This is a genomic window from Natrinema salifodinae (assembly GCF_900110455.1).
GTDB classification, from domain to species: domain Archaea; phylum Halobacteriota; class Halobacteria; order Halobacteriales; family Natrialbaceae; genus Natrinema; species Natrinema salifodinae.
This window is the reverse complement of the sequence record NZ_FOIS01000004.1, coordinates 478,477-498,379: the sequence shown is the minus strand read 5'-3', so window position 1 is coordinate 498,379 and position 19,903 is coordinate 478,477. Positions and strand designations below refer to the sequence as shown.

General features: G+C 64.8%; 18 protein-coding genes. 6 read left to right on the top strand and 12 right to left on the bottom strand.

Features of this window, described 5'->3' with window-relative positions:
* Window positions 1-333: 333 nt before the first annotated feature.
* The 3 genes from BMY29_RS16735 to BMY29_RS16725 all read left to right on the top strand — a co-directional run bounded on the left by BMY29_RS16735 (window position 334) and on the right by BMY29_RS16725 (window position 2,076).
* A complete protein-coding gene (locus BMY29_RS16735) occupies window positions 334-672 on the top strand; it encodes a DUF7130 family rubredoxin-like protein (protein ID WP_049990722.1) in 339 nt (112 codons plus the stop codon).
* A gap of 101 nt (window positions 673-773) precedes the next feature.
* A complete protein-coding gene (locus BMY29_RS16730; RefSeq protein ID WP_049990723.1) occupies window positions 774-1,067 on the top strand; it encodes a DUF7130 family rubredoxin-like protein in 294 nt (97 codons plus the stop codon).
* Window positions 1,068-1,155: 88 nt separating this feature from the next.
* Complete coding sequence (locus tag BMY29_RS16725; protein WP_049990724.1) at window positions 1,156-2,076, top strand: ketopantoate reductase family protein; 921 nt, start codon at window positions 1,156-1,158, stop codon at window positions 2,074-2,076.
* Between the two features lie 106 nt (window positions 2,077-2,182).
* On the opposite strand, the gene BMY29_RS16720 is transcribed toward BMY29_RS16725, so the two are convergent.
* Window positions 2,183-2,545 (bottom strand): NifU family protein, encoded by a 363-nt coding sequence (locus BMY29_RS16720; protein ID WP_049990725.1) that lies wholly within the window; start codon window positions 2,543-2,545, stop codon window positions 2,183-2,185.
* Window positions 2,546-2,628: 83 nt separating this feature from the next.
* Window positions 2,629-2,946, bottom strand: coding sequence for a DUF5783 family protein (locus BMY29_RS16715; protein ID WP_049990726.1), 318 nt, complete (start codon window positions 2,944-2,946; stop codon window positions 2,629-2,631).
* A 220-nt stretch (window positions 2,947-3,166) separates the two neighbouring features.
* Here BMY29_RS16715 and BMY29_RS16710 point away from each other — a divergent pair, with 220 nt between their 5' ends.
* A complete protein-coding gene (locus BMY29_RS16710; RefSeq protein ID WP_049990727.1) occupies window positions 3,167-3,562 on the top strand; it encodes a hypothetical protein in 396 nt (131 codons plus the stop codon).
* 142 nt (window positions 3,563-3,704) lie between these two features.
* Here BMY29_RS16710 and BMY29_RS21795 read toward each other — a convergent pair whose 3' ends face one another.
* Window positions 3,705-4,127, bottom strand: a complete 423-nt coding sequence (locus BMY29_RS21795; protein WP_049990728.1) for a DUF7552 domain-containing protein — start codon at window positions 4,125-4,127, stop codon at window positions 3,705-3,707.
* 975 nt (window positions 4,128-5,102) lie between these two features.
* Between BMY29_RS21795 and BMY29_RS16700 the strand changes: the two genes are divergently transcribed.
* Window positions 5,103-5,858, top strand: coding sequence for a PHP-associated domain-containing protein (locus BMY29_RS16700; protein ID WP_049990729.1), 756 nt, complete (start codon window positions 5,103-5,105; stop codon window positions 5,856-5,858).
* Window positions 5,859-5,873: 15 nt separating this feature from the next.
* Here BMY29_RS16700 and BMY29_RS16695 read toward each other — a convergent pair whose 3' ends face one another.
* From BMY29_RS16695 to hemC, 7 genes are all read right to left on the bottom strand, one after another.
* Entirely contained in the window at window positions 5,874-7,409 is a 1,536-nt protein-coding gene (locus tag BMY29_RS16695) for a RecJ family nuclease (protein WP_049990730.1), read from the bottom strand.
* Window positions 7,410-7,484: 75 nt separating this feature from the next.
* Window positions 7,485-8,477, bottom strand: coding sequence for an outer membrane protein assembly factor BamB family protein (locus BMY29_RS16690; RefSeq protein WP_049990731.1), 993 nt, complete (start codon window positions 8,475-8,477; stop codon window positions 7,485-7,487).
* A gap of 128 nt (window positions 8,478-8,605) precedes the next feature.
* Window positions 8,606-10,999, bottom strand: coding sequence for a type 1 glutamine amidotransferase family protein (locus BMY29_RS16685; RefSeq protein ID WP_049990732.1), 2,394 nt, complete (start codon window positions 10,997-10,999; stop codon window positions 8,606-8,608).
* Entirely contained in the window at window positions 10,999-12,024 is a 1,026-nt protein-coding gene (locus BMY29_RS16680) for a hypothetical protein (RefSeq protein ID WP_143067729.1), read from the bottom strand. Before BMY29_RS16680 ends, BMY29_RS16685 begins: the two co-directional genes overlap by 1 nt.
* Before the next feature lie 451 nt (window positions 12,025-12,475).
* Window positions 12,476-13,213 (bottom strand): uroporphyrinogen-III synthase, encoded by a 738-nt coding sequence (locus BMY29_RS16675; protein ID WP_049990734.1) that lies wholly within the window; start codon window positions 13,211-13,213, stop codon window positions 12,476-12,478.
* 4 nt (window positions 13,214-13,217) lie between these two features.
* Window positions 13,218-14,048, bottom strand: a complete 831-nt coding sequence (gene cobA / locus BMY29_RS16670; protein WP_049990735.1) for a uroporphyrinogen-III C-methyltransferase — start codon at window positions 14,046-14,048, stop codon at window positions 13,218-13,220.
* A 15-nt stretch (window positions 14,049-14,063) separates the two neighbouring features.
* Window positions 14,064-15,200, bottom strand: a complete 1,137-nt coding sequence (hemC, locus tag BMY29_RS16665; RefSeq protein ID WP_049990736.1) for a hydroxymethylbilane synthase — start codon at window positions 15,198-15,200, stop codon at window positions 14,064-14,066.
* Window positions 15,201-15,430: 230 nt separating this feature from the next.
* Here hemC and BMY29_RS16660 point away from each other — a divergent pair, with 230 nt between their 5' ends.
* Window positions 15,431-15,796 (top strand): group I truncated hemoglobin, encoded by a 366-nt coding sequence (locus BMY29_RS16660; protein WP_049990737.1) that lies wholly within the window; start codon window positions 15,431-15,433, stop codon window positions 15,794-15,796.
* Between the two features lie 194 nt (window positions 15,797-15,990).
* Here BMY29_RS16660 and hemL read toward each other — a convergent pair whose 3' ends face one another.
* Window positions 15,991-17,337, bottom strand: coding sequence for a glutamate-1-semialdehyde 2,1-aminomutase (gene hemL, locus BMY29_RS16655; RefSeq protein WP_049990738.1), 1,347 nt, complete (start codon window positions 17,335-17,337; stop codon window positions 15,991-15,993).
* 420 nt (window positions 17,338-17,757) lie between these two features.
* Entirely contained in the window at window positions 17,758-19,422 is a 1,665-nt protein-coding gene (locus BMY29_RS16645; protein WP_049990739.1) for an ammonium transporter, read from the bottom strand.
* Between the last annotated feature and the right edge of the window lie 481 nt (window positions 19,423-19,903).

The window sequence follows — 19,903 nt, the reverse complement described above, 5'->3', positions numbered from 1 at the left end:
ATCGCTTCGCGCCGGTCTCGCGGCAATTTCGCCGACGTGTACTTCCTTCCGAACTCTCACTCGGGACAGTCCTTCGTTCGCAACAATTGTCGGACCGTTCTCCGTCCACGGCTTCGCTCGCGACCAGTACCGACTTCCAGTTTGCCTACCCAAGTCGCACGGATCGCCGCAATTGCGACGACCACGCGAACCAGGCTGCGACGCTCCGTTGCGCTGAAAAACCCGAATTGGATCCGATCCATCCTGTCCGTTAACGCCCTTCTCAGGGCCTCGAACGGCCACTCGAATAATGCGCGCTGTGTCTTTATCGCCGTCGCGAGTGTAGCTCAGCGTATGGTTGAAACTGGTGAAACACCGGCGCGGGAAGGCGAGGAGGAGGCCGTCGATGCGGTCGAGGACCTCAACTTCGGGCAGACGGTCTACGACGAGGACGGAAACGCACTCGGAAAGATTCGTGGCTTCGAGCAGAGCGGCTTCTTCGTCACCACCCGCGAGGGCGCCGAGGCGATGAGCGTCGAGCACGCCCGCTCGGGCCACGAGTTCGGCGAGGCCCACCTGATGTGGCGCTGCATGGAGTGTGGCGAGATGGGAGACATCGAGGACGGCCTCCCCGACGAGTGTCCGAACTGCGGCACCGAACGCGAGGACCTGATGTACTGGACCGAGGACTGAGCGGCGCCAGGCGTGCGGTCCGTAGCGATAGTCAGCCCAATTTTATATAGCACATTGGGGTTTATCACCGCTCGCGGCGTAGTTTCTCGTTGGTGATTCACATGGCCGAGGAACAGTCACGGCTCGCGTTCGGGATGACGGTCTACACCGAGGATGGCACCGAAATCGGACGGATTCGCGGGATCGACGAAAACGGACTGTACATCACGCTCCGCGACGGCATCGAAGGCCTGAGCGTCGAACACGTCCGGTCGGGTCAGAAGTTCGGTGAAGCCGAACTCATGTGGCGCTGCTGGGAGTGTGGCGAGTTGGGCCGGCTCGATCGCGACGTCCCCGACGAGTGTCCATCCTGCGGTGCCGACCGCGAGGACCTGTACTACTGGACCGAGGACTGATAACCGCGCCCGGCGCTCGGACGGCGGTCGGCGCCGAGCGCGGCCCCCGACGACAACCGTTTTTACTGCGCTCGGTCCACCTCGTGCCATGAACGCTGTCGTTTTCGGCGCCGGTAGCCTGGGCAGCCTCGTCGGCGGCCTATTGGCGCGCGAGCACGACGTTACCCTCGTCGCCCGCGCGGACCAGGCCCGCGCCGTCAGCGAATCGGGGTTGCAAATCGTGGGTGCGGGCGAGGGCGTCGCCGACGAGTTCCCCGTCCACTCGTCCCCATCCGTGACGACCGACGGGACCGAACTGAACGCCGACCTGGCCGTCGTGACGGTCAAGTCGTTCGACACCGCTGCGGCCGCCGCCGCGCTCTCGACGGGGTCGTTCGACGCCGTACTCTCCTTGCAAAACGGCATGGGCAACGAGGCGACGCTCGCGGCCCGCGTCGACGCGCCGGTGCTCGCGGGGACGGCGACCTACGGTGCGCTGCTCCGGGAACCAGGCGTCGTCGAATGTACGGGTCTCGGCGAGGTCGTTCTGGGCGCTCGCGACGGCGGTCCGTCGACGATCGCCGAGCGAGTCGGCCAGGCGTTTGCGGCCGCCGGGATCGAGACGACGGTCGCCGAGGATATGCCCCGCCGGTTGTGGGAGAAGATCGCGGTCAACGCCGGGATCAACGCCGTGACGGCCCTGACCGAGACCGAGAACGGGGCGGTCCTCGAGGCGCCGGCGAACGAACTGGCGCGGACGGCGACTCGGGAGACGGCACGCGTCGCTCGGGAGTGCGGCGTCTCCCTCTCGGACCGCGCGGCACTCGCCGCGATGGAAGCCGTCGCCGCGGCGACGGCCGCGAACACGTCCTCGATGGCGCAGGACCTGCTGGCCGACCGGCGGACCGAAATCGATGCGATCCACGGCTATGTCGTGGATCGCGCGGCCGAGACGGGCCTCGATGTGCCGACGGTTCGAACGCTCACGGCGCTGATCAGGACGTGGGAACGCGGACGCGACCTGCGCTGACCGGTGGTCGTCTCGGCGTCTCGTTGTGACCCCTCTACTCGGAGCGACGACTGTCGAGGAATGAAATAGCAAAAACGACTGCTCGAACGGGCGGGACGAGCGACGGTTAGAACGGTGCTTCCGGACCTTCGTCGGCTTCGCCGTCGTCGTCGACGGTCTCGCCGGGGAAGGAGGGGCTCGTGCCGCCGCCCATGTCGTCGCCACCGTCCATCCCGGTGGAAGCGTTGACCTGCTCGATTTCGGGGATTTCCTTGACCATCCGGCTCTTGATCGCCTGGATCGTCATCGGCGAGATCCCGCAGCCACTGCAGGCGCCGCCGAGCGCGATCGAGACCTCACCGCTCTCGCGGTCGATGTCCTGAATCGCTGCGCTCCCGCCGTGCATCTGGATCTGCGGGAAGTTCCGGCGCAGGAAGTTCGTGACGCGCTCCTCGAGGTCGTCCCCGTCGTTCTGGGTCTCGGTGCTCATAGAAGCCCCTTGGGTATCAGCCCCCCTAAACCTTCCGTCCTTCGCGGTCGGCTATCGGCGACTGCGACGGCCGGACCGCTTCGTTAGGCGAAGCCGAAGACGCGCTGTAGCTCGGTTTCGATTTCCTCGACGTGGGACTCTAAGACCTGCTCGAACCGTTCCTCTTCGACGAGCACGCCTGAGAGGCGCTCGTACGGATCGTCCGGGAGTTCGACGCGGAACTCGCCGTCGCCCTCGTAGAAGGGTTCGCTCTCGTTCAACACCTGCTGGTCGATCGCGTGGACGAGTTCGGAGTCGTAGCGGTCGTTCATCCGGTTGAACGCGTTCTTGTACGCCTGCTGCAGTTCGGGGAAGTAGTTGGCGTACTTGTCTTCGAACTTCTCGGGATCGAAGTCGGCCATACTCGAACTCGGACGGGCGCGGACAAAAGTCGGACGATCGTCCCCGTTCGGCCCGATTCCGCGCCGGTGGCCGTCTCGATCGCGCTCGGCGCCGCCGGCGCCCGAACGGACTCCGGTACGGTCCCCCTATGCCAGACCGCTGAAACGGTACGGGGATCCTATATAGGAACCCGCGTACGCAAGCGGAACGGACACTCCCGTTCTCTGCGATATCGATACTATGGTCGCTGACCAGGACCCCATCCCGCCGGAGGCATTGCCTCCGAGGTGGGGGCTCGCGGAGCTCCGCGACGATCGGTTCATCTACCGGCATAGCCGGCCCACGATCGAATTGATCGCGGACAGTACGCTCGCCGACCGATCCCACCCGGGACTCGGCCTCTGTCGGTGTTGGGAGCTCCGCTACCGGTACTTCCTCGCGGACAGGGCGATCCACCGAACGATCGGCCGCGTGTCGACCCGCCGAGCCGCCGTCGACGGGGTGCTCGAATGCATGCGATGCATTCACGAGACCGTCTCCACAGCCGACGATCCGCTGGCGGTCGACGAGGTGCTCGACACCGTATCGCTTTCCGACTTCGTACCCGAGGGAATTCAGTCCCCGGGTAGCACCTGAATCGTCCGCTCCGATTCGGACCGCCGCGGTCAGGTGCATCACACGGACGGCTGACGGCTGCTGCAGCTCCCGCACAGCCGCGTCACGATCGAGAGTAGCCCGAGAGTAGCGGCTGGCGGACCCAGCGTCGAGTAACACGCTGCTACCAATGACTGATACCGCGCGCCGCCGGGTCCGTAGCGGTCGTCGACTCGGTAAGTTGCACTTGCCGGTCCCCGATGAGCGCCTTCGGCCGATTCCGGTCGGTTCTCGAGTCGTTCGCGTTCGCCCGTAACGCTTCGAAGTCACGCTGGTGGAGCGACTCGTCGGCTGTCGTCCGCAGCCAGGCTCGTTTCGATCGAGTCCATCGACCAGTCGCCGCATCGCAGTTGCTGTCGTCAGTTGCCGAGCGCAACTGGCAGACGATCGGATCGGAGTACGGGAGCCGCGGATCGTCACGTCCGAGCGCGGCGCGGTATCGTTCGGTAGTGCGAGCGACGTCGGCCGCGGCCGTCCGGTCGCGAATCGCTGGCCGGCTCCGGCCCGGTCGTTCCCAGGAGCGAGCGCAGACGGCGTAGTAGTTCACGCCGTCGCTGGCTGCCTATTCGATGCGATGGCGTCTCTCTCGGAGCGTCGTTCCACCCACGGTTTTTTCTGGCTCCGAGTCCGTTTCGGAGATTCAGTATATCTCCATATGGTTCATCACTTTAGTAGAGGGCTTTTCCCAGCGTCGCGTCTCTGCGCTCGCGGTTCGAACGCAGTGTTCGCCCGCCTGGCCGACCCGCGGCCTGCCAGGACGCACGATCGTACCGCAACGGATCTCGGCCGATCGCAACGTCCGAGTTCGCGCGCGGTAGATGCCGTTTTCCTCGCCGTTCGAGCAGCCGAACTGCTCGACTACGATTTCCTCCTCCCTCGCCTCTCGGAATTGCTGTTTGTCACGAGGGGCCCGCCGCGCTCTCGGCTCGCCGCTACATTGGCTATCGCCTGGTCGGCCGATAGCGCCCCCATCGTTCGATCACGTCGGCAACCGGGTATCGACCACGTGGCGCCTCGGTCTCGATTCGCCTCGCGCAGCCCTGCATCGAGCGCGCGAGCACCCGATCTGCCGTCACCGGCGATCATCGGACCAGGCGAGCGACGATCGAACGCCGTCTCGCTGTCGCCGATCCCGGCCGCTCACGCGGTCAGCGGGGTTACAGTGCGACGACGGCAGGTACGCAACCTCGCCGTCAGCGGTCTCGAACCTCGACTGAGAATGCTTCGTTCGTCGACGTCGTTCTTCGATACCGCGTCCGCCGTCTACTGCGGGAGCACGTCCCGAGCGGACTGTTCGTACCGAATCGATCCCGACCTTCTCGTCGATTCGGCCGTTTTGGCGCGTTTCGTTCCCTCTCTGCTACTGCTTCGAATTCGGCGTCTGGACTGTCATAAATCACATAATGATATATTGAATCAGGGCCCGAGTGGGACTCGGGCGGCAGCACAGCGTTTATGCGGGGCAACAGGTTATTGGTGGTAGCGACGCCCGCTATACCGACCTCCACATGACGACCTCCACATGACGACCCAGATTCCGTTCGCGATCGACTTTCACGTCCACTCGGACGACTCCTACGACGGGCACGAACCGATCGAACTCATTCTCGAACACGCCGCCGACATCGGCCTCGACGGTGTGGTCATCACCGACCACGACGAAATCGACGAGTCGCTACGCGCCGCCGACCTCGCGCCGAAGTACGGCCTGGTCGGCATTTCAGGCGTCGAGGTCTCGACCAAACACGGCCACCTGCTGGCGATCGGCGTCGAGAAACGTCCCGATCCCGGGCAGCCGTTCATGGACACCGTTCGAGCGGTCCGCGAGCTGGGCGGGGTGGCGATCGTCCCCCACCCCTTCCAGCGCAGCCGTCACGGCGTCCGGAAACGCCACATCGCCGACGCCGATGCGATCGAGACCTACAACTCGATGCTCTTTACCGGCTACCGTAACCGCCGCGCCAGCACCTTCGCGAAGCGCCGGGATTATCCACGGATCGGTGCCAGCGACGCCCACTACCTCCTGAACGTCGGCAAGGCTTACACCGAAGTGATCGTGACGCCCGACGCGGCCAACCCGACGAAGGCCGATATCGACGGTGACGACCTGGTCGAGGCGATTCTCGAGGGACGGACCCAGATCCACGGCCGGCGCACCCCGATTCGCAAGAGCTCGGTCCAGTACGCCAAGGGCGCGGCTCGCAAGACAGCCTATCTGTTCACCTCGCGTGCACCGCTGGTCCCGACGGTCCCGGCCTCAATGGATCGATCGACCTGATAACGGACCGACTCGCTACGAGAGTTGGTCACCGACGATCTCGTCGGCGCGCTCGATGAACTCGTCTTCGTTTCCTTTCGGAATCGTCGCCCCCGCCGCGACGTCGTGACCGCCGCCGTCGCCGTCGACGGCGCGGGACGCCTGGCCCATCACGGCAGAGAGGTCCAGCCCTTTGCGGACGAGCGAGTGGGTCCCCCTGGCGGAGACCTTGATCTCCTCGTCGGCCGCTGGGACGTCGTCGCTCCGATTCGCGGTCGCTGACTCGCGCTCCGCGCGCTTCTCCGCGAACGCGATGATCGGCTTCGAGCGGCTAATTCCCTCGTTGCCCATCGCCATTCCCGCGACGATGCCGACGATTGTCTCCCGAATGCGATCGCCCGCGTGGAACCACTGGACGTTATCCTCGTGGGTCACGCCTTCGCGCGTGACCAGATCGATCCCCTCCGAGAGGTTCCGCCGGTGGTTCCGCAGGAGTTTCCGGGCGCGTTCGAGCGCTCCGTCTCGGTCGCCGAGACAGACGCCGAGCCCCACGTCGGCCCGCTCGTAGCGGGCGGTCGCGTTCAGCAGTGTCGAGAACTCGCTCGCGTCCCGGAGCTCGGTTCCCGCCGGCTCCTCAGGGAGGACGTAGGCCGTGCTCACCAGGCCCTCAATCTTCTTCGCGGGGACCCCGCTCGAGACGGCCCGCCGGACGAGCGCGCTGGCGACTGTCTGCTTCTCCTCGTTCGTGAGCCCGGACCAGCGGCGCCACTCGCCGTCGCGTTTCAATTCGAGGTCCAGGCCGTCCAGAAACCGCAGTGCGCCGTTTTCGTCGTTCGAAATCCCCGGAATGTGGACGTCGGTCGCGTACTCAAGCAGTTTCGGAAGCGGCCTGGTCTGTTTCCCGTAAAGCGCGAGGTCCTTGCCCGTCTCGAGGACGCCGGCGTCGACGCCCTCCGCGACGATCTTCGCGTTCGCGCCGTGAAGTTCGCCGCCGGAGGCCTGCATGTCGCCGACGGCGCCGACGACCGCGAGGGCGGCGAGGTCGCGATTGTCGGCGCGGGCGTTCGCGGTCCCCGATGCAGTGACGGTTCCTCCATCCGCTGCGACTGACGGATCCGGTTCGTTGTCAGAAACCTCCGCAAGCGCCCGCGCGAGGACGTAGCTCGCTCCGGCTCCCGAGAGCTCCGAGGCCCCGTTGATCCCGAATAGGAGCGGATTGAGGTGGTACTCCGTCTCCCTGTCGGCGGGCTGGTGGTGATCCGCGATAACGGGCGTGAAATCGCCCGCGTCCTCGTGGGCGCCGATGATATCGAGCTGGCCGCTCCCGAAGTCGGTAAAGAGAACGGTGTCGTAGTCGGTCGCCGCGATGTCGGCAATCGCCTGGTCGTCGAGTTGCTTCTTGAAGACCGTCTCGAACGGGATGCTCGCCCGCTCGAGCGCCTGGGCTGCGATCGCGGCGCTGGTGAGTCCGTCGGCGTCGATGTGAGAGGTGAGCAGCACGCGGTCGGCCTCGCACAGCCGTTCGGCACACGTTACCGCGCGATCCTCGAGTTCAGGCACCGGCCCGGTCATCGGTTCATTGCTCGATGGTGGGTCGTCATCGGGGATAAACCTCCGGTCCTGCGAATCGAGACGAGACGCCTCGCGTCAGGTTACGTCGAGCGCGTAGACGCGGCCGTCGTTGCTCGCGACGTAGGCAACGTCGTCGACGACAGTCGGTGCGGCGATGACGGCGTTGTCGGTTTTGAACCGCCAGTGGGCCTCGCCCGTCTCGGGATTAAGCGCGTGGACGATGCCAGCGGCGTCTCCGACGTAGAGCACGTCGTTGGCGAGAGTCGGGGAGCCGTTGATCCGGCCGCGAAGCGTCGTTTGCCACTGCTGCTCGCCAGTTTCGACGTCAACTGCGTGGACGCGCATCCGCCAGTTGCCGAAGTAGACGGTTCCGTCGCGAACCGTTGGCGAGGACGCGATGCCGCCGTCTGTCTCGTACCGCCAGCGTTCGTCGCCGTTTTGCCGGTCGATCGCGTAACATCGCCTGTCCGTCGAACCGAACACGACGCGGTCGTCGTGGATCGCCGGCCGGCTCAGAACCCGCTCGTCGGTTCCGAAACGCCACTGTCTCGCCCCGTCGCGGAGATCGATTGCGGAAAGAGTGCCGTTGGTGCTTCCGACGTACCCCCAGTCCTCGATCGTCGCCAGTTCCGATTTTACTTTCCCGCCGATTTCGACCGACCACTCGACCTCGCCAGCGGCGCTCGAGAGGGCATACAGCTTACCATCGTTGCTCCCGATGTAGACGCGGTCGTCCGCGGTTGTCGGCGGCGCGTAGATCTCGTTATCCGTCTCGACTGTCCACCGCTGGTCCCCGTCGAGCCCGATCGCGTACACTCTCTGGTCGACGCCGCCGACGTACAGGGCGTCGCCGTCGATCGTCGGTGCGGACCAGACTTCGTTCCCGGTTTCGAATCGCCACCGTTCCGTTCCGTCCTCCGTCTCGAGCGCGTAAACGTTCCGATCGAGGCTGCCGACGTGGACCCGGCCGTTCGCGACGGCAGGGGTCGTGGGTATTCGCCCGTCGGCTTCGAACGACCACAGCTCTCGTTCGGGTTGCAGCCGGTCGATCTCGTCGTCGCCACCCACACATCCTGCCACACCGATCGTCCCGCCGACGAGTGCGCTAAGGATGATGCGGCGAGTATGGCCGTCTCGTCGGCTGGGAGTCTCGGTCATTGTGATTCGTTTTGGTGATATTGCAAACGGGAGTGCGACTAGAATGGACTGGGGATATTCGAACTTAAGTATGCTTCCGGATTGGCGATTCGATCGCCGGTTGCGTCGTAGCCGACAATCCACTGTGGGGTGTCGACGATGATGTCGTTCACATCGAAGTCGAACTCGGCGAAGATCCGGGGATAGTTACGGACAACATCGTTGAGTTCGTCAAACTCTTCCAGAACGCTCCCGGGATCGTCCATTACTCGTCTCGCCCGGAGCCAGTTGAGATAGTTCTCCTTCGAGTCGATCCCCTTGTACGGCGAGATCCCCGCCTTCGCAACGACGAAGAAGGCGGCCATTCTAGCGCTGAACAGCTGTTTCCGTTTATAAGGTACGACATTCAGCCGCTGGCGCTGCCCGTCGACGTACAACGCATTGCTCGGGAAACGGCTCGTGTCCCAGACACGAGTGAACCGTCGTCCGTCAGCCAGGACGGTCAGCTCGTAGAACGAGTAGATGTTCGGAACGGCGGTCAAGAGATCGACGACTTCCTCGACGATATCGGGCAGATGGGGTGCGATGAGATCGATGATTTCGTCCGCCGACAGGTTATCCAGATCGACGCCGAATTCGGCTGGTGCCGTCCGTTGGGCGCTCATCGTGGCGGTTCCGCCGTCAGAAACGGGCTCGAATTGACCGGCGGCGTCCGCCGTCAACGCGCTTGCCCCTTCCACCGACAAGGTCAAGTCTGGAATATCGGGATCTGGGACATCGTCCCAGCCTGGTCTGTCCGGAAGGTCCGGCACGTCGTCCCAACTCGGTGAGTCAGGGAGGTCCGGGACGTCGTCCCAGCTTGGTGAGTCGGAGAGGTCCGGGCCGTCGGGGATGTCCCAGTCCGGTGTATTCGGCAGATCGCCCAGATCGTCACTGTCCGGGACCTCCGGTGGATCAGGAAGGTCGTCCCAGCCCACGTCTGGCAGGTCGTCAACGCCTGGAAGGTCCTCGACCACCTCGTACCAGCCGAAAATCGTCGCCAGAAAGTGAATCGGATTGCGGGCTGCTCGGTCGACGATTTCGTGTGCGAAGCCGGCGTATCCACTAGTGACAGTGCTGACCCGGACTCCTTCAGTTTTGCCGACTTCGACAGTGTCTATCGAATAGTCGCGATCGACTCGCGTCCCGCGTTCTCGGAGCGAATCGAACCACTCGTCCGTTCTGAGGTTGTTGATGTCGTCACCGACGAGTACCGTATACGATTCCGATTCACCCTTGTACTCGACGGTGTCGTCCGACGTGCCCTCCTCGTTGAACCGAATCCGGAGGCTCTCTTTGTCGATCGCTTCCCCGTCGGGCGACGTGAACGAGATGCTGACCTGATTTTTGAACCGATACGGCTTAAACGCGGCATCCCCGTACTCGTCGGCGTTCTTGCCATCTTTCAACTTTGTCGCTTCCTTCAGGTCAGTGTCCGGTTGCATAATCATATCTCCCTTCTGCCAGCTATCGAGCACTGGCTCGAGGGGGAAGGGCACCGAAACGTCGGGAAGCCTCGGAATCTCGGAAAGCGGCACCTGAACCGAATCAGACCGCGGGAATACTTGCATCTGGGCGCTGTGGAGCGGATGGCCTCCCTCTGTGACGTTCTCGTTCTCACCGTTGATGTAGTGCAGAATCGTCGATTGTGCCGAGACGCGCTGCGATCGTCGCCCGTCAAGCGCAATCTCGAGTTCGGTCTGCAGTAGCGCTCGCGGATCCTCCGGGCGGCTTCCGACACTACCTGTGTACGGCCACTCCATCGTCTGCATCGTCACTAGAACCCGTCCGGACTCGTACCCGTAGTCGGCGTAGGTCGGACGAGACTCGTCGCCCCCAATCGTCGCGACGACCGTCGCGTCGTCCGGGAGGTTCGTTAGGTAGCCGTGCGTCGAACTCCCCCACCCATCCAGCGTCTCGTCGGAGAATGACTCTACGAGCGGATGCGTTTCCGCCTCGATAGAGAGGTCGTTTCGGAGCGTATTCTCCTTCCCGACATCGTCCGGGAGGAACGACTCGTTCCACTGTGTCGCACATGGCCAGCCATCGTCGGTAACGTGTGCGACGAGCGTTCCACCGCCCGCAACGAAGCGTTCGATGTCGTCGTTCGCCTCCGCCAGTCGATCGTAGTAGGACGAATCCTGCGTCGACGGAAGGACGACGACCATGTAGTCCTCGAGGGTCGTTTCCGCCAGTCGTGACGACGGAATGACGTCGTAGTCGACGTTCAGGTCGTCGAACACCTGTTCGTTGGCGTCCGTCCCCCACGGCCGACAGTCCTTGATGATAAGCGCATCCGACTGGGATTCGACAGATTGAATCCCGATCCCGCCACCCGGGTTATCGTATATGATCTCGGCTGACTCGTCCCCTTCGGGGCCGTTGTGAGAAGTGTACTGCTGAGTATCGGTCATCAGTTCTCACCTCCGAGCGCGAACCGCTCCCCGTCAAGAATGTACGTTACCGACTCTCTGTCGCCCGCCTCATCGTGGTACTTGACTCCGTACATGATCTTTTCTCCGTCGGTGAACACGAAATTGCCTAATTCCATGTCGTCGGTCGATCTCAGAACCTCGTTGTCGGTGATCGACCCATGGAAGCGCTGGAGGTCGTTTCGCTTGTCTCGGAGCGCTTTCCGCGTTACCTCTCGGTTGTCGTCGCTAAGCCGGATATGATCGAACAGCACGGTCCCCATATATTCGGCCTGTCCGCGCCCCCGACCGGAGCCGCTTTCAGCGGGCGGATGATCGGCTAGGAACCAGACGATCTCGAGTCGGTGGACGTTGCTGCGAATCTTCTCCGGAATCTCCTCAAGATCCCAATATAGGGAGTGGACGGTGTTTTGCGGGACGACGATCGGATGCGATTCGACGACCGGTTTGCCGCTGCCGTTTCGCCCGTTCGTTCCGTCGTCGTCGTTGCCGTTGCTCTTCCCGTTGCGGTTCTTGCTGTTTCCATTGCCATTGTTGCCCGTTTCCGTCCCGTCGTTGCCATCTCCACCGCTTTCGCCGCGACCGGTACCCTGTGCTCCGGGATAGTACAGTCGAGCGAAAAATACGAGTGGCGAGTTCGTCCCCCCAACACTTGCCGTGAGACGGGCGAACAGATACCGGTTCGCGGCGAAGTCGGCCGTACGAACTCGGCTCTGGTTCCAGATCCGTGCGTTTCTCCGTTCGGTAAACGGGACTTGTAACCCGTGTCCACCGGTTTCGATGACACTCGTCTGACCTGCTTCGACCCTCGTTTCCCGGTGTGGCCCTCGCGATTTCCACCCCTCGAGTCCCTCCCGAAAGTCGCCTAACATCGGCGAATCCTCCGGAACCGAACTCTCTACGGCGGTCACTGTTCCTGCCCCCGAAGCCGCCAACAGGGCGGATGCACCGGCTGATAACCCCTTCAGGACATCCCTTCTCGAAGTCTGAATGTCATTATAACTCATGTAAACTAGGGATAATCTACATATTAAAAACCTTTTCTAATCAACTAATTGACGAAAACGCCACTCGATTACTGCAAGTGTATGGTCATCTCGAGGTATGACCCGGTATCGGGCGGACCACCGTGATCACAGTCCGTCTCCGCTTTCCCGACGCGCGCGTCGATTTCGTGTTCGATCCGTTCAAGATAACGCGCCCATCGTCGAACGCCAGTATCGTCGAAAACTGCCCGTTTGCCCGGAAATCAGAGTCCCACCCACGACCTGTTCAATCGAGATCGACTTCCTTGCGGGCGGTGAAACGCTTGGCCGCACGGCTCGACCGACGACGACCGTTTCGCGAATATTGTGACGATTGTCGAAAAATTGCGACACTACACCAATGAAATATGTCCTTTCGATGATAAATCCTTCTCGAGATCGGACGGATCCGTGGGACGACCTCTCACTAACCTCAATCTAGGGTCGCCGCGACCGTCTCCCGCGCGAGCGCGTCGAACGTCGCCTCCTCGGGCACCACGTCGACGTCGATCCCCTGTGCCGTCGCCGTTTCAGCCGTCGGTTCGCCGATGACGCCGACGACGGCGTCCGCGAGCCCCGCGAGCGCTTCGTCGCGGATTTCCCGTTCAGCGGCGGCCTCGAGGAAGTGCTCGACGGTCAGCGACGAGGTGAAGCAGGCGGCGTCGAGGTTGCCGTCGGCGGCCAGCGCTGCCGAGTCACCGCTTCCCTCGGGTCGCACCAGTCGATAGAGGATCGTCTCGTGGACGTACGCGCCCGCCGCTTCGAGGCCGTCGAGCAACACCGCGCTCCCGTGGTCGCTGCGGGCGACCTCGACGCGCGCGCCGTCGACCCGGGCTTCGAGTTCGGCGACCAGGCCGCTCGACGTGAACTCCTCGGGAACGACGTCGACCGCGTACCCCTCGGCGCGGAGCGCGTCGGCGGTCGCGGGCCCGATCGCGCAGACGGTTTCACTCTCGCCTGGCGCCCAGCCCGCGTCGGAGACGAGTTCGGCGCCGGTCTTGCTCGTGAAGACGACGTAGTCGGCGTCGGTCCGGGCCGTCGCGTCGGTCGGCTCGACGGCCAGCATCGGGTCCGGGACCGGCTCGGCCCCCAGGTCCGCGAGCAGGTCGACGGCTCGCTCGAGGCGGTCGTCGTCGGGTCGGAAGACGGCGACCGTCGGTGCGTCGGCCATCGGTTTACGCTCCCTCTTCGCTGTCATCTCCACTCTCGACCTCGCTTTCGGCGGCCGCGCCGTCGTCGGTCCGCAGGAAGTCGACGACCGCCTCGCGGGTCCCGGCGACGTCGCCGATCACCGTCACCGCGGGTGGCTCGATTCCTTTCTCGTCGCGGACGTCGACGATGGTCTCGAGGGTCCCCGTCGCAACCCGCTGGCCCGGCCAGGTGCCCCGTTCGACGAGCGCGACCGGCGTCTCAGGGGCCATTCCGGCCTCGCGTAAGGCTTCGGTGTAGTCGGGAAGCCGGCCGACGCCCATCAGGACGACGATGGTGCCGCCGGTGGCGGCCAGGGCCGCCCAGTCGACCGCGGACTCCGCCTTGGTCGGGTCCTCGTGGCCCGTCACGAGGGAGACCGACGAGGCGTGATCGCGGTGCGTGACCGGGATGCCGGCCACGGCGGGCGCGGCGATCGCCGAGGTGACCGCGGGGACGACCTCGAAGGGCACCTCGTGGGCCGCCAGGTACTCCGCCTCCTCGCCGCCGCGGCCGAAGACGAACGAGTCGCCGCCCTTGAGCCGGACGACCGACTTGCCCTCGCGCGCGAGTTCGACCAGGCGCTCGTTGATTGCCGACTGGGGCGTGCGCTCGCCGCCGGCGCGCTTGCCGACGTCTTCGCGGCGGTCCTCGGGGAGCATGTCGATGATCTCCGGGCCGGGGAGCTTGTCGTGGAGGACGACGTCCGCGCTCTCGAGGAGTTCCCTCGCCTTGACGGTCAACAGATCGGGATCGCCGGGGCCGCTGCCGACGAGGTAGACGGTGCCGGGTTCCGCGTCGATTTCGCGTGCTGCCATTTCAGTATCCGTGTCCTATTTCCCCGCGGGCTTATCTTCCGCGGAGACGTCGCCGTCGTCCTCGGCGTCCTCGCGAGCCTGGTCGATCAGGCTTGCGGCACCGCGATCCGCGAGGTCCCGCGCGAACGCTCGAGCGGCCTCGGCGTGGCTCTCGACGGGCAGGTCGCGGCTGCCGGTCACCGACTCCTCGCCGTCGCGGTCGAAGACGCTGACGCTCGTGTGGACGTACTCGCCCTGCACGACCGCGTAGATGCCGACCGGGGCGATACAGCCGCCGCCAAGTTCCGCGAGGATCGTCCGCTCGACGGTCGTCTCGACGCGGCTTCGCGGGTGGTCGATCGCCGACTGGATCTTTCGAGCCGTCTCGCCGTCGGTCGCGGTCACCGCGAGCGCGCCCTGGCCTGGTGCGGGGACGAACGTCGATGGCGGCAGTTCCTGGTAGTCGACGTAGTGAGCGAGCCCGCTGCGCTCGAGGCCCGCGTGTGCGAGGACGATCGCGTCGTACTCGGTCTCGATCTCGCGGCCGAGCGCCTGCTTTTCCAGTTCCGAGAGGCCCTCGAACCACTCGTCGACGGACTGCTCGTACTCGGGTTCGAAGTCGTCGTCGCCCGTGTTCGCTTTCCGTTCCTTGTCCGCTTCCGAACGCGCCTGGTGCTCCTCCTGGAGCGCGGGCGCGAGCAGTTTCTCGAGGCGCGTGTCGACGTTCCCGCGCAGCGGCTCGACCGTCAGGTCCGGCCGCTCGGAGAGCACCTGCGCGCGCCGGCGCAGACTCGAGGTGCCGACGGTCGCGCCCGCGGGCAGTTCCTCGAGGGTCGAGCCGTCGGGCGTGACGAGCACGTCGCCAGGCCGGCCCCGCTCGGGAATCGCGGCGGTTACGAGCTCCTGGGGCTGCTCGGTCGGCATGTCCTTCATCGAGTGGATCGCGCCGTCGAGGTCCCCCTCGAGGACGCGCTCGTCGAGTTCGCGGACGAACGCCCCCGTTTTCCCGAGTTGGTGAATCAATTCGTCTCTGATCTGGTCCCCCGTTGTTTCGACGGTGACGAGCTCTACCTCGTACCGGCGGTCCTCCAAGGCCTCCTGTACTAGGGTGGCCTGTCTCCGGGCGAGCGTGGACCCCCTCGTCGCCAGTCGCAGCGTCCCGCGCGTTCTCATAGGCGCCAGTCGGTGCCTCGGGTATGAAAAGCGCACGCTTGTCCGGCGCGCTCGCTCGACCGACGGGGCCCGCTGCGTTGGCGCGGTCACCGGACCGGTTCGAACCTCGGATCGACGAAAGCGCGGCTGTCCGACAGTCTCACGACGTTGTGTGGTATTTCCACACAGTGTTTTTCCAAAACGTGTTCGGGACGCGATTTATTACTCTTCGAAGGGGTACATACGAGTGGATGACAGAGACAGTGTACGACCGACTCGGTGGCGAGGACGCCATCGCCGACGTCGTCGATCGATTCTACGAGCGCGTCGTGGCTGACGATCAGGTCGCCCACTACTTCGACGACGTGGACATGCAGAAACAACGCGTCCACCAGACCCAGTTCATCAGTTCGGTCACGGGCGGCCCCGTCGAGTACACCGGCGAGGAGATGGCGGCGGCCCACGCGGACCTGGGCATCGGCCCGGCCGACTTCGAGGCGATCGCGACCCACCTCGACGACACCCTCGCCGAGTTCGGTGTCGACGAGGACGACCGCCAGGCGGTCCTCGAAGCGATCGAGAGCTACCGGGGCGACATCGTCACGGTCCCGAACTGACGCGGCCGGACGGACGCGACCAGGCGGGACCGAGACGCGATCGACCCGCGCTCGCACCGACCGATCCGACGGGTACTCTTCGTTCGCCGCTCTCTGCCGAGTCGTCGACCGCGGTCGACGATCCGGTCCTCGTCAGCGGCTCGGTTCGTCTCTACGTCGGCTCGGCCTCGACGGCGCGGTCACACGGTGGCGCCTCAGAGCGCGTTCTTGTAGGCCTCGAGCGTCCGGTCGACGTCCTCCTCGGTGTGACCGTAGCTGACGAACTGGCACTCGAACTGGTTTTGCGAGAGGAAGATGCCCTGTTCTTTCATCCGGCCCCAGAAGAGCCGCCGCCAGCGCTCGGTGTCGGCGTTTTTCACGTCGGCGGCGTTCTTCGGGCTGTACTCGTAGCGGGGGCAGTCGGGGTCCTGCCGGGAGCCGGCCTCGCACTGCCCGTCCAACTCGTCTTTCCCCGGCCCCTCGCGTGTGAAGATCACCTTGAACATGCTGTCGGTGCCGGTGACCGTGTAGCTGGGCGCCTGGTCGGCGACGATATCGGTCAGGCCGCGGCGAAGCCGGTCGCCCAGGTCGTTGACGTGGTCGTAGACGTCGTTCTCCGCGGCGAATTTCAGGGTCTCGAGGCCGGCGGCCATCGTGACGGGGTGGCCGGAGAAGGTGCCGGCCTGGAAGACGTCGCCGGTGGGGGCGAACTGTTCGATGATCTCGGCGCGGCCGCCGATCGCGCCGACGGGGAAGCCGCCGCCGACGATCTTGCCGAAGGTCGTCAGGTCGGGAGTGACGCCGAACTCGCTTTGCGCGCAGCCGAGGCCGCCGACGCGGAAGCCGGTGATGACCTCGTCGAAGATCAGGAGCGCGCCGTGGTCGTCGGTGATCTCCCGGAGGAACTCGTGGTAGCCGTCCTCGGGGTAGACGATGCCGTAGTTACCCAGGATCGGCTCGGTGAGGACCGCGGCGATGTCGTCGCCGTGTTTCTCGAAGACCTCGCGGATCGCTTCCTCGTCGTTGAACGGCACCGGGAGGGTGTGCTCGGAGAACGACTGTGGGATCCCCGCCGAGGAGGGCCGCGGGTTCTCGGCATCGCCCTCGACCAGCGTCGATTCCTGAGCGCCGTGGTAGCCGCCCTGCATGACGACGATCTTGTTCCGGCCGGTGTACCCCCGCGCGAGCCGGACGGCCGAGGTGGTCGCCTCGGTGCCCGAGTTGACGAAGCGGATCTTCTCGACGCTGGGGACGTGGCGGACGACGAACTCCGCGAGGTCGACCTCGACCTCCGTCGGCGTGCCGTACATCGGCCCCTCGCTGGCCTTCCGCTGGATGCCAGCCTGGACGGGTTCGGGGAGGTCGTGGCCCAGCAGCAGCGGACCGAGCCCCATCACCCAGTCGATGTAGCGGTTGCCGTCGGCGTCGACAACGTGACCGCCCTCGCCCTTCCGAACGAAGAACGGGTAGGGCTCGATCGCCGCGCGAACCGCGGAGTTGACGCCGCCTGGCAGCACCGACAGCGCCCGGTCGTACAGCTCGCGTGAGTGCTCCTCGTTCATGGACGCCACTTGGAATTCCGACGGGAAAGTTGTACCGAGGTTCGGCCGCGACCCCGTCGTTCGGACGCCGAACGTGTACGCCCGCGGACGCCGAGACCGAGACTCGCCGCTCGCCGCGACACCATCGCTGCGAGTGCGACTGATCGAACCGCGAGAAAAGCGAGCGAACCGCACCGAATCCAGTACAGCGCGACACGATCGAAGCCACAGCGGACTGCACTGGACGGCGGCCGCGAGCCGACGCGCGCGGACCGCCGCGTGACGCCCGGGTCGCCGGACGTCGGGGTGCCAGCCACCGCCGACTCGCATTGTCAGAGGCAGTCGATATCGTCGAACGTGGGCCGCGTGAGCGGACGCGCTGTGCTCACGTCGCGGTCCGTCGGCGGGGAGACCGCGATCGGGCGGCCGCGCGACCCGAGCTTAGACGGCGTCGGGTCCGGTCTTGCCGGTGCGGACCTGCGTCGCTCCCTCGACCGGGAGGACGAAGATCTTGCCGTCGCCAGGCTCGCCGGTTTCGGCGGCCTCGCGGATGGCGTCGACGACCTCCGCGGCCGGGATATCGGCGACGACGCACTCGATCTTGACCTTCTGGTGGAGATCGACCGTATACTCCTCGCCGCGCCACTGGCCCTTCTTCGCGGGCTGGGAGCCGCGGCCGGAGACGTTGGTGACGGTCAGCGACGGCGCGCCGACCTCCGCGAGCGCCTGCTTGACGTCGCCGAGGCAGTCTGGGCGGACGATCGCCGTGACCATCTTGATCTCGCCGTCGTTCGGCGCGCCGCCGTCAGAGCAAAGCTCTGACGAGGATTGCCTCGCGTTGCTCGGCTTACCGCCGTCGGTCGCGACGTCGGGCTCGCCGAACTCGGGGTAGGTGTCGACGCCGTGTTCGGCGACGTCGAGGCCTTCGCGCTCGTGTTCGGGCGTGACGCGGGCCTGGCCGGCGGCCTTGAAGGCGTACCAGATGGCGCCGGTCGCGACGATCGTCCAGAGGCCGATCACGACGACGCCGGCCAGTTGGACGATGAACGCGTTCGCGATGCTATCGACGACGCCCGGTGCGGCCACGAAGGGGAACAGCAGCGTTCCGAGGACCCCCGCGGAGCCGTGGACGGGGAACACCGCACAGACGTCGTCGATCTTCAGGCGCTGCTCGACGAACTCGAAGACGAGCGGCAGCTGTGCGCCGGCGAGGCCGCCGACGACGAACGCGCCCCACCACGCGGTGGTGTCCGGAATCGCGGTGATGGCAGCCAGGCCGGCCAGCAGCCCGTTCGCGACGTAGAGGGTGTCGACCTTCCCGGTCTTAAGCCACGCGACGAACGCAGCGCCCATCGCGCCGCAGGCCATCGCGATCGTCGTGGTCAGTGCGACGCGACCGAGCTGATCGCCGAGGAACGCGCTCTCGTCGATGATCGCCGAGGTACCGACGTTGAAGCCGTACCAGCCGAACGCGAGGATCAAGGTTCCGAGCGCGGCGAAGGTCAGCGAGTGCCCGGGAATGACGTTCGCGCTCCCGTCGCTGTTGTACCGGTCCATGCGCGGACCCAGCACCCACGCGGCGGTGAGGCCGGCGATGCCGCCCATGCCGTGGACGATCATCCCACCCGCGAAGTCGTGGAACAGGACGTCGCTGTACGCGATGTGTTCGCCGGCCCACGTGAGGCCGGTGACGACCGGGTAGATGACCGCTGCCAGCAGGAAGGTGTACGTGACGTACGCGCGAAGCTTCGCGCGACCGGCGACGGCCCCCGAAACGATGGTCGCCGCCGTCATGGCGAACACGGCGCCGTACAGCCAGTCCATCCAGTCGGACGCGGCGCTCTCGAACTGGAACGCGAGTCCGTTTCCGGCGACGAGGCCTTCGACGGTCGCGCCGATGAGGAAGAACACCGTCACGCCGACGCTCCAGGTCAGCAGGTTCTTCGTCAGCTGGTTCGCGACGTTCTTCGAGCGCACCTGGCCCGCCTCGAGCATGGCGAAGCCGGCGTGCATGAAGAAGATCAGGAACGTGGCGATCAGGATCCACGTGTAGTTGATCGACTCGATCAGCATCTCCGTCTCGGCCTGCAGGAGCGTCGGTTCCATCAGGCGTCCACCTCCGTTCCCCACGCGCTATCGTCGGCCACCAAACGATCGTCTTGTCCCAGTGCAATCCCGTTCATGATCGTACTCCAAATCACGTTAGAGTGGGTTGGACTTGTTCCATTTAAGGGTTAGCTTTGACAAATGGGCGAAATTGGGGGCGTAATAGGGTCATCCGTTCAAAGCTAATGTAGATATAATCTGTATAAGGGTATTGGAAATGACGTCTTTTTCGACCTGCGGTTATATTTTTTGCGTTTGTAAACCCGGGACGAGTCGAAAATCCGGCCAAAATCGATCGAATTACCATTGGAGAAGGGTCTGAACGGCGCGGATCGGCACGTTTTCCCTCGCGCGCGGCAGATATTGCCGAACGGCCGGTCAGTTAGGAGCGGTCATTGACGTTCGTCTAATACCTCCCTGAAATACCCAAGAGTGCTCGATTTTCCTATCGGTCACGCCTGGGTCGTCCGGTGACGCCGTG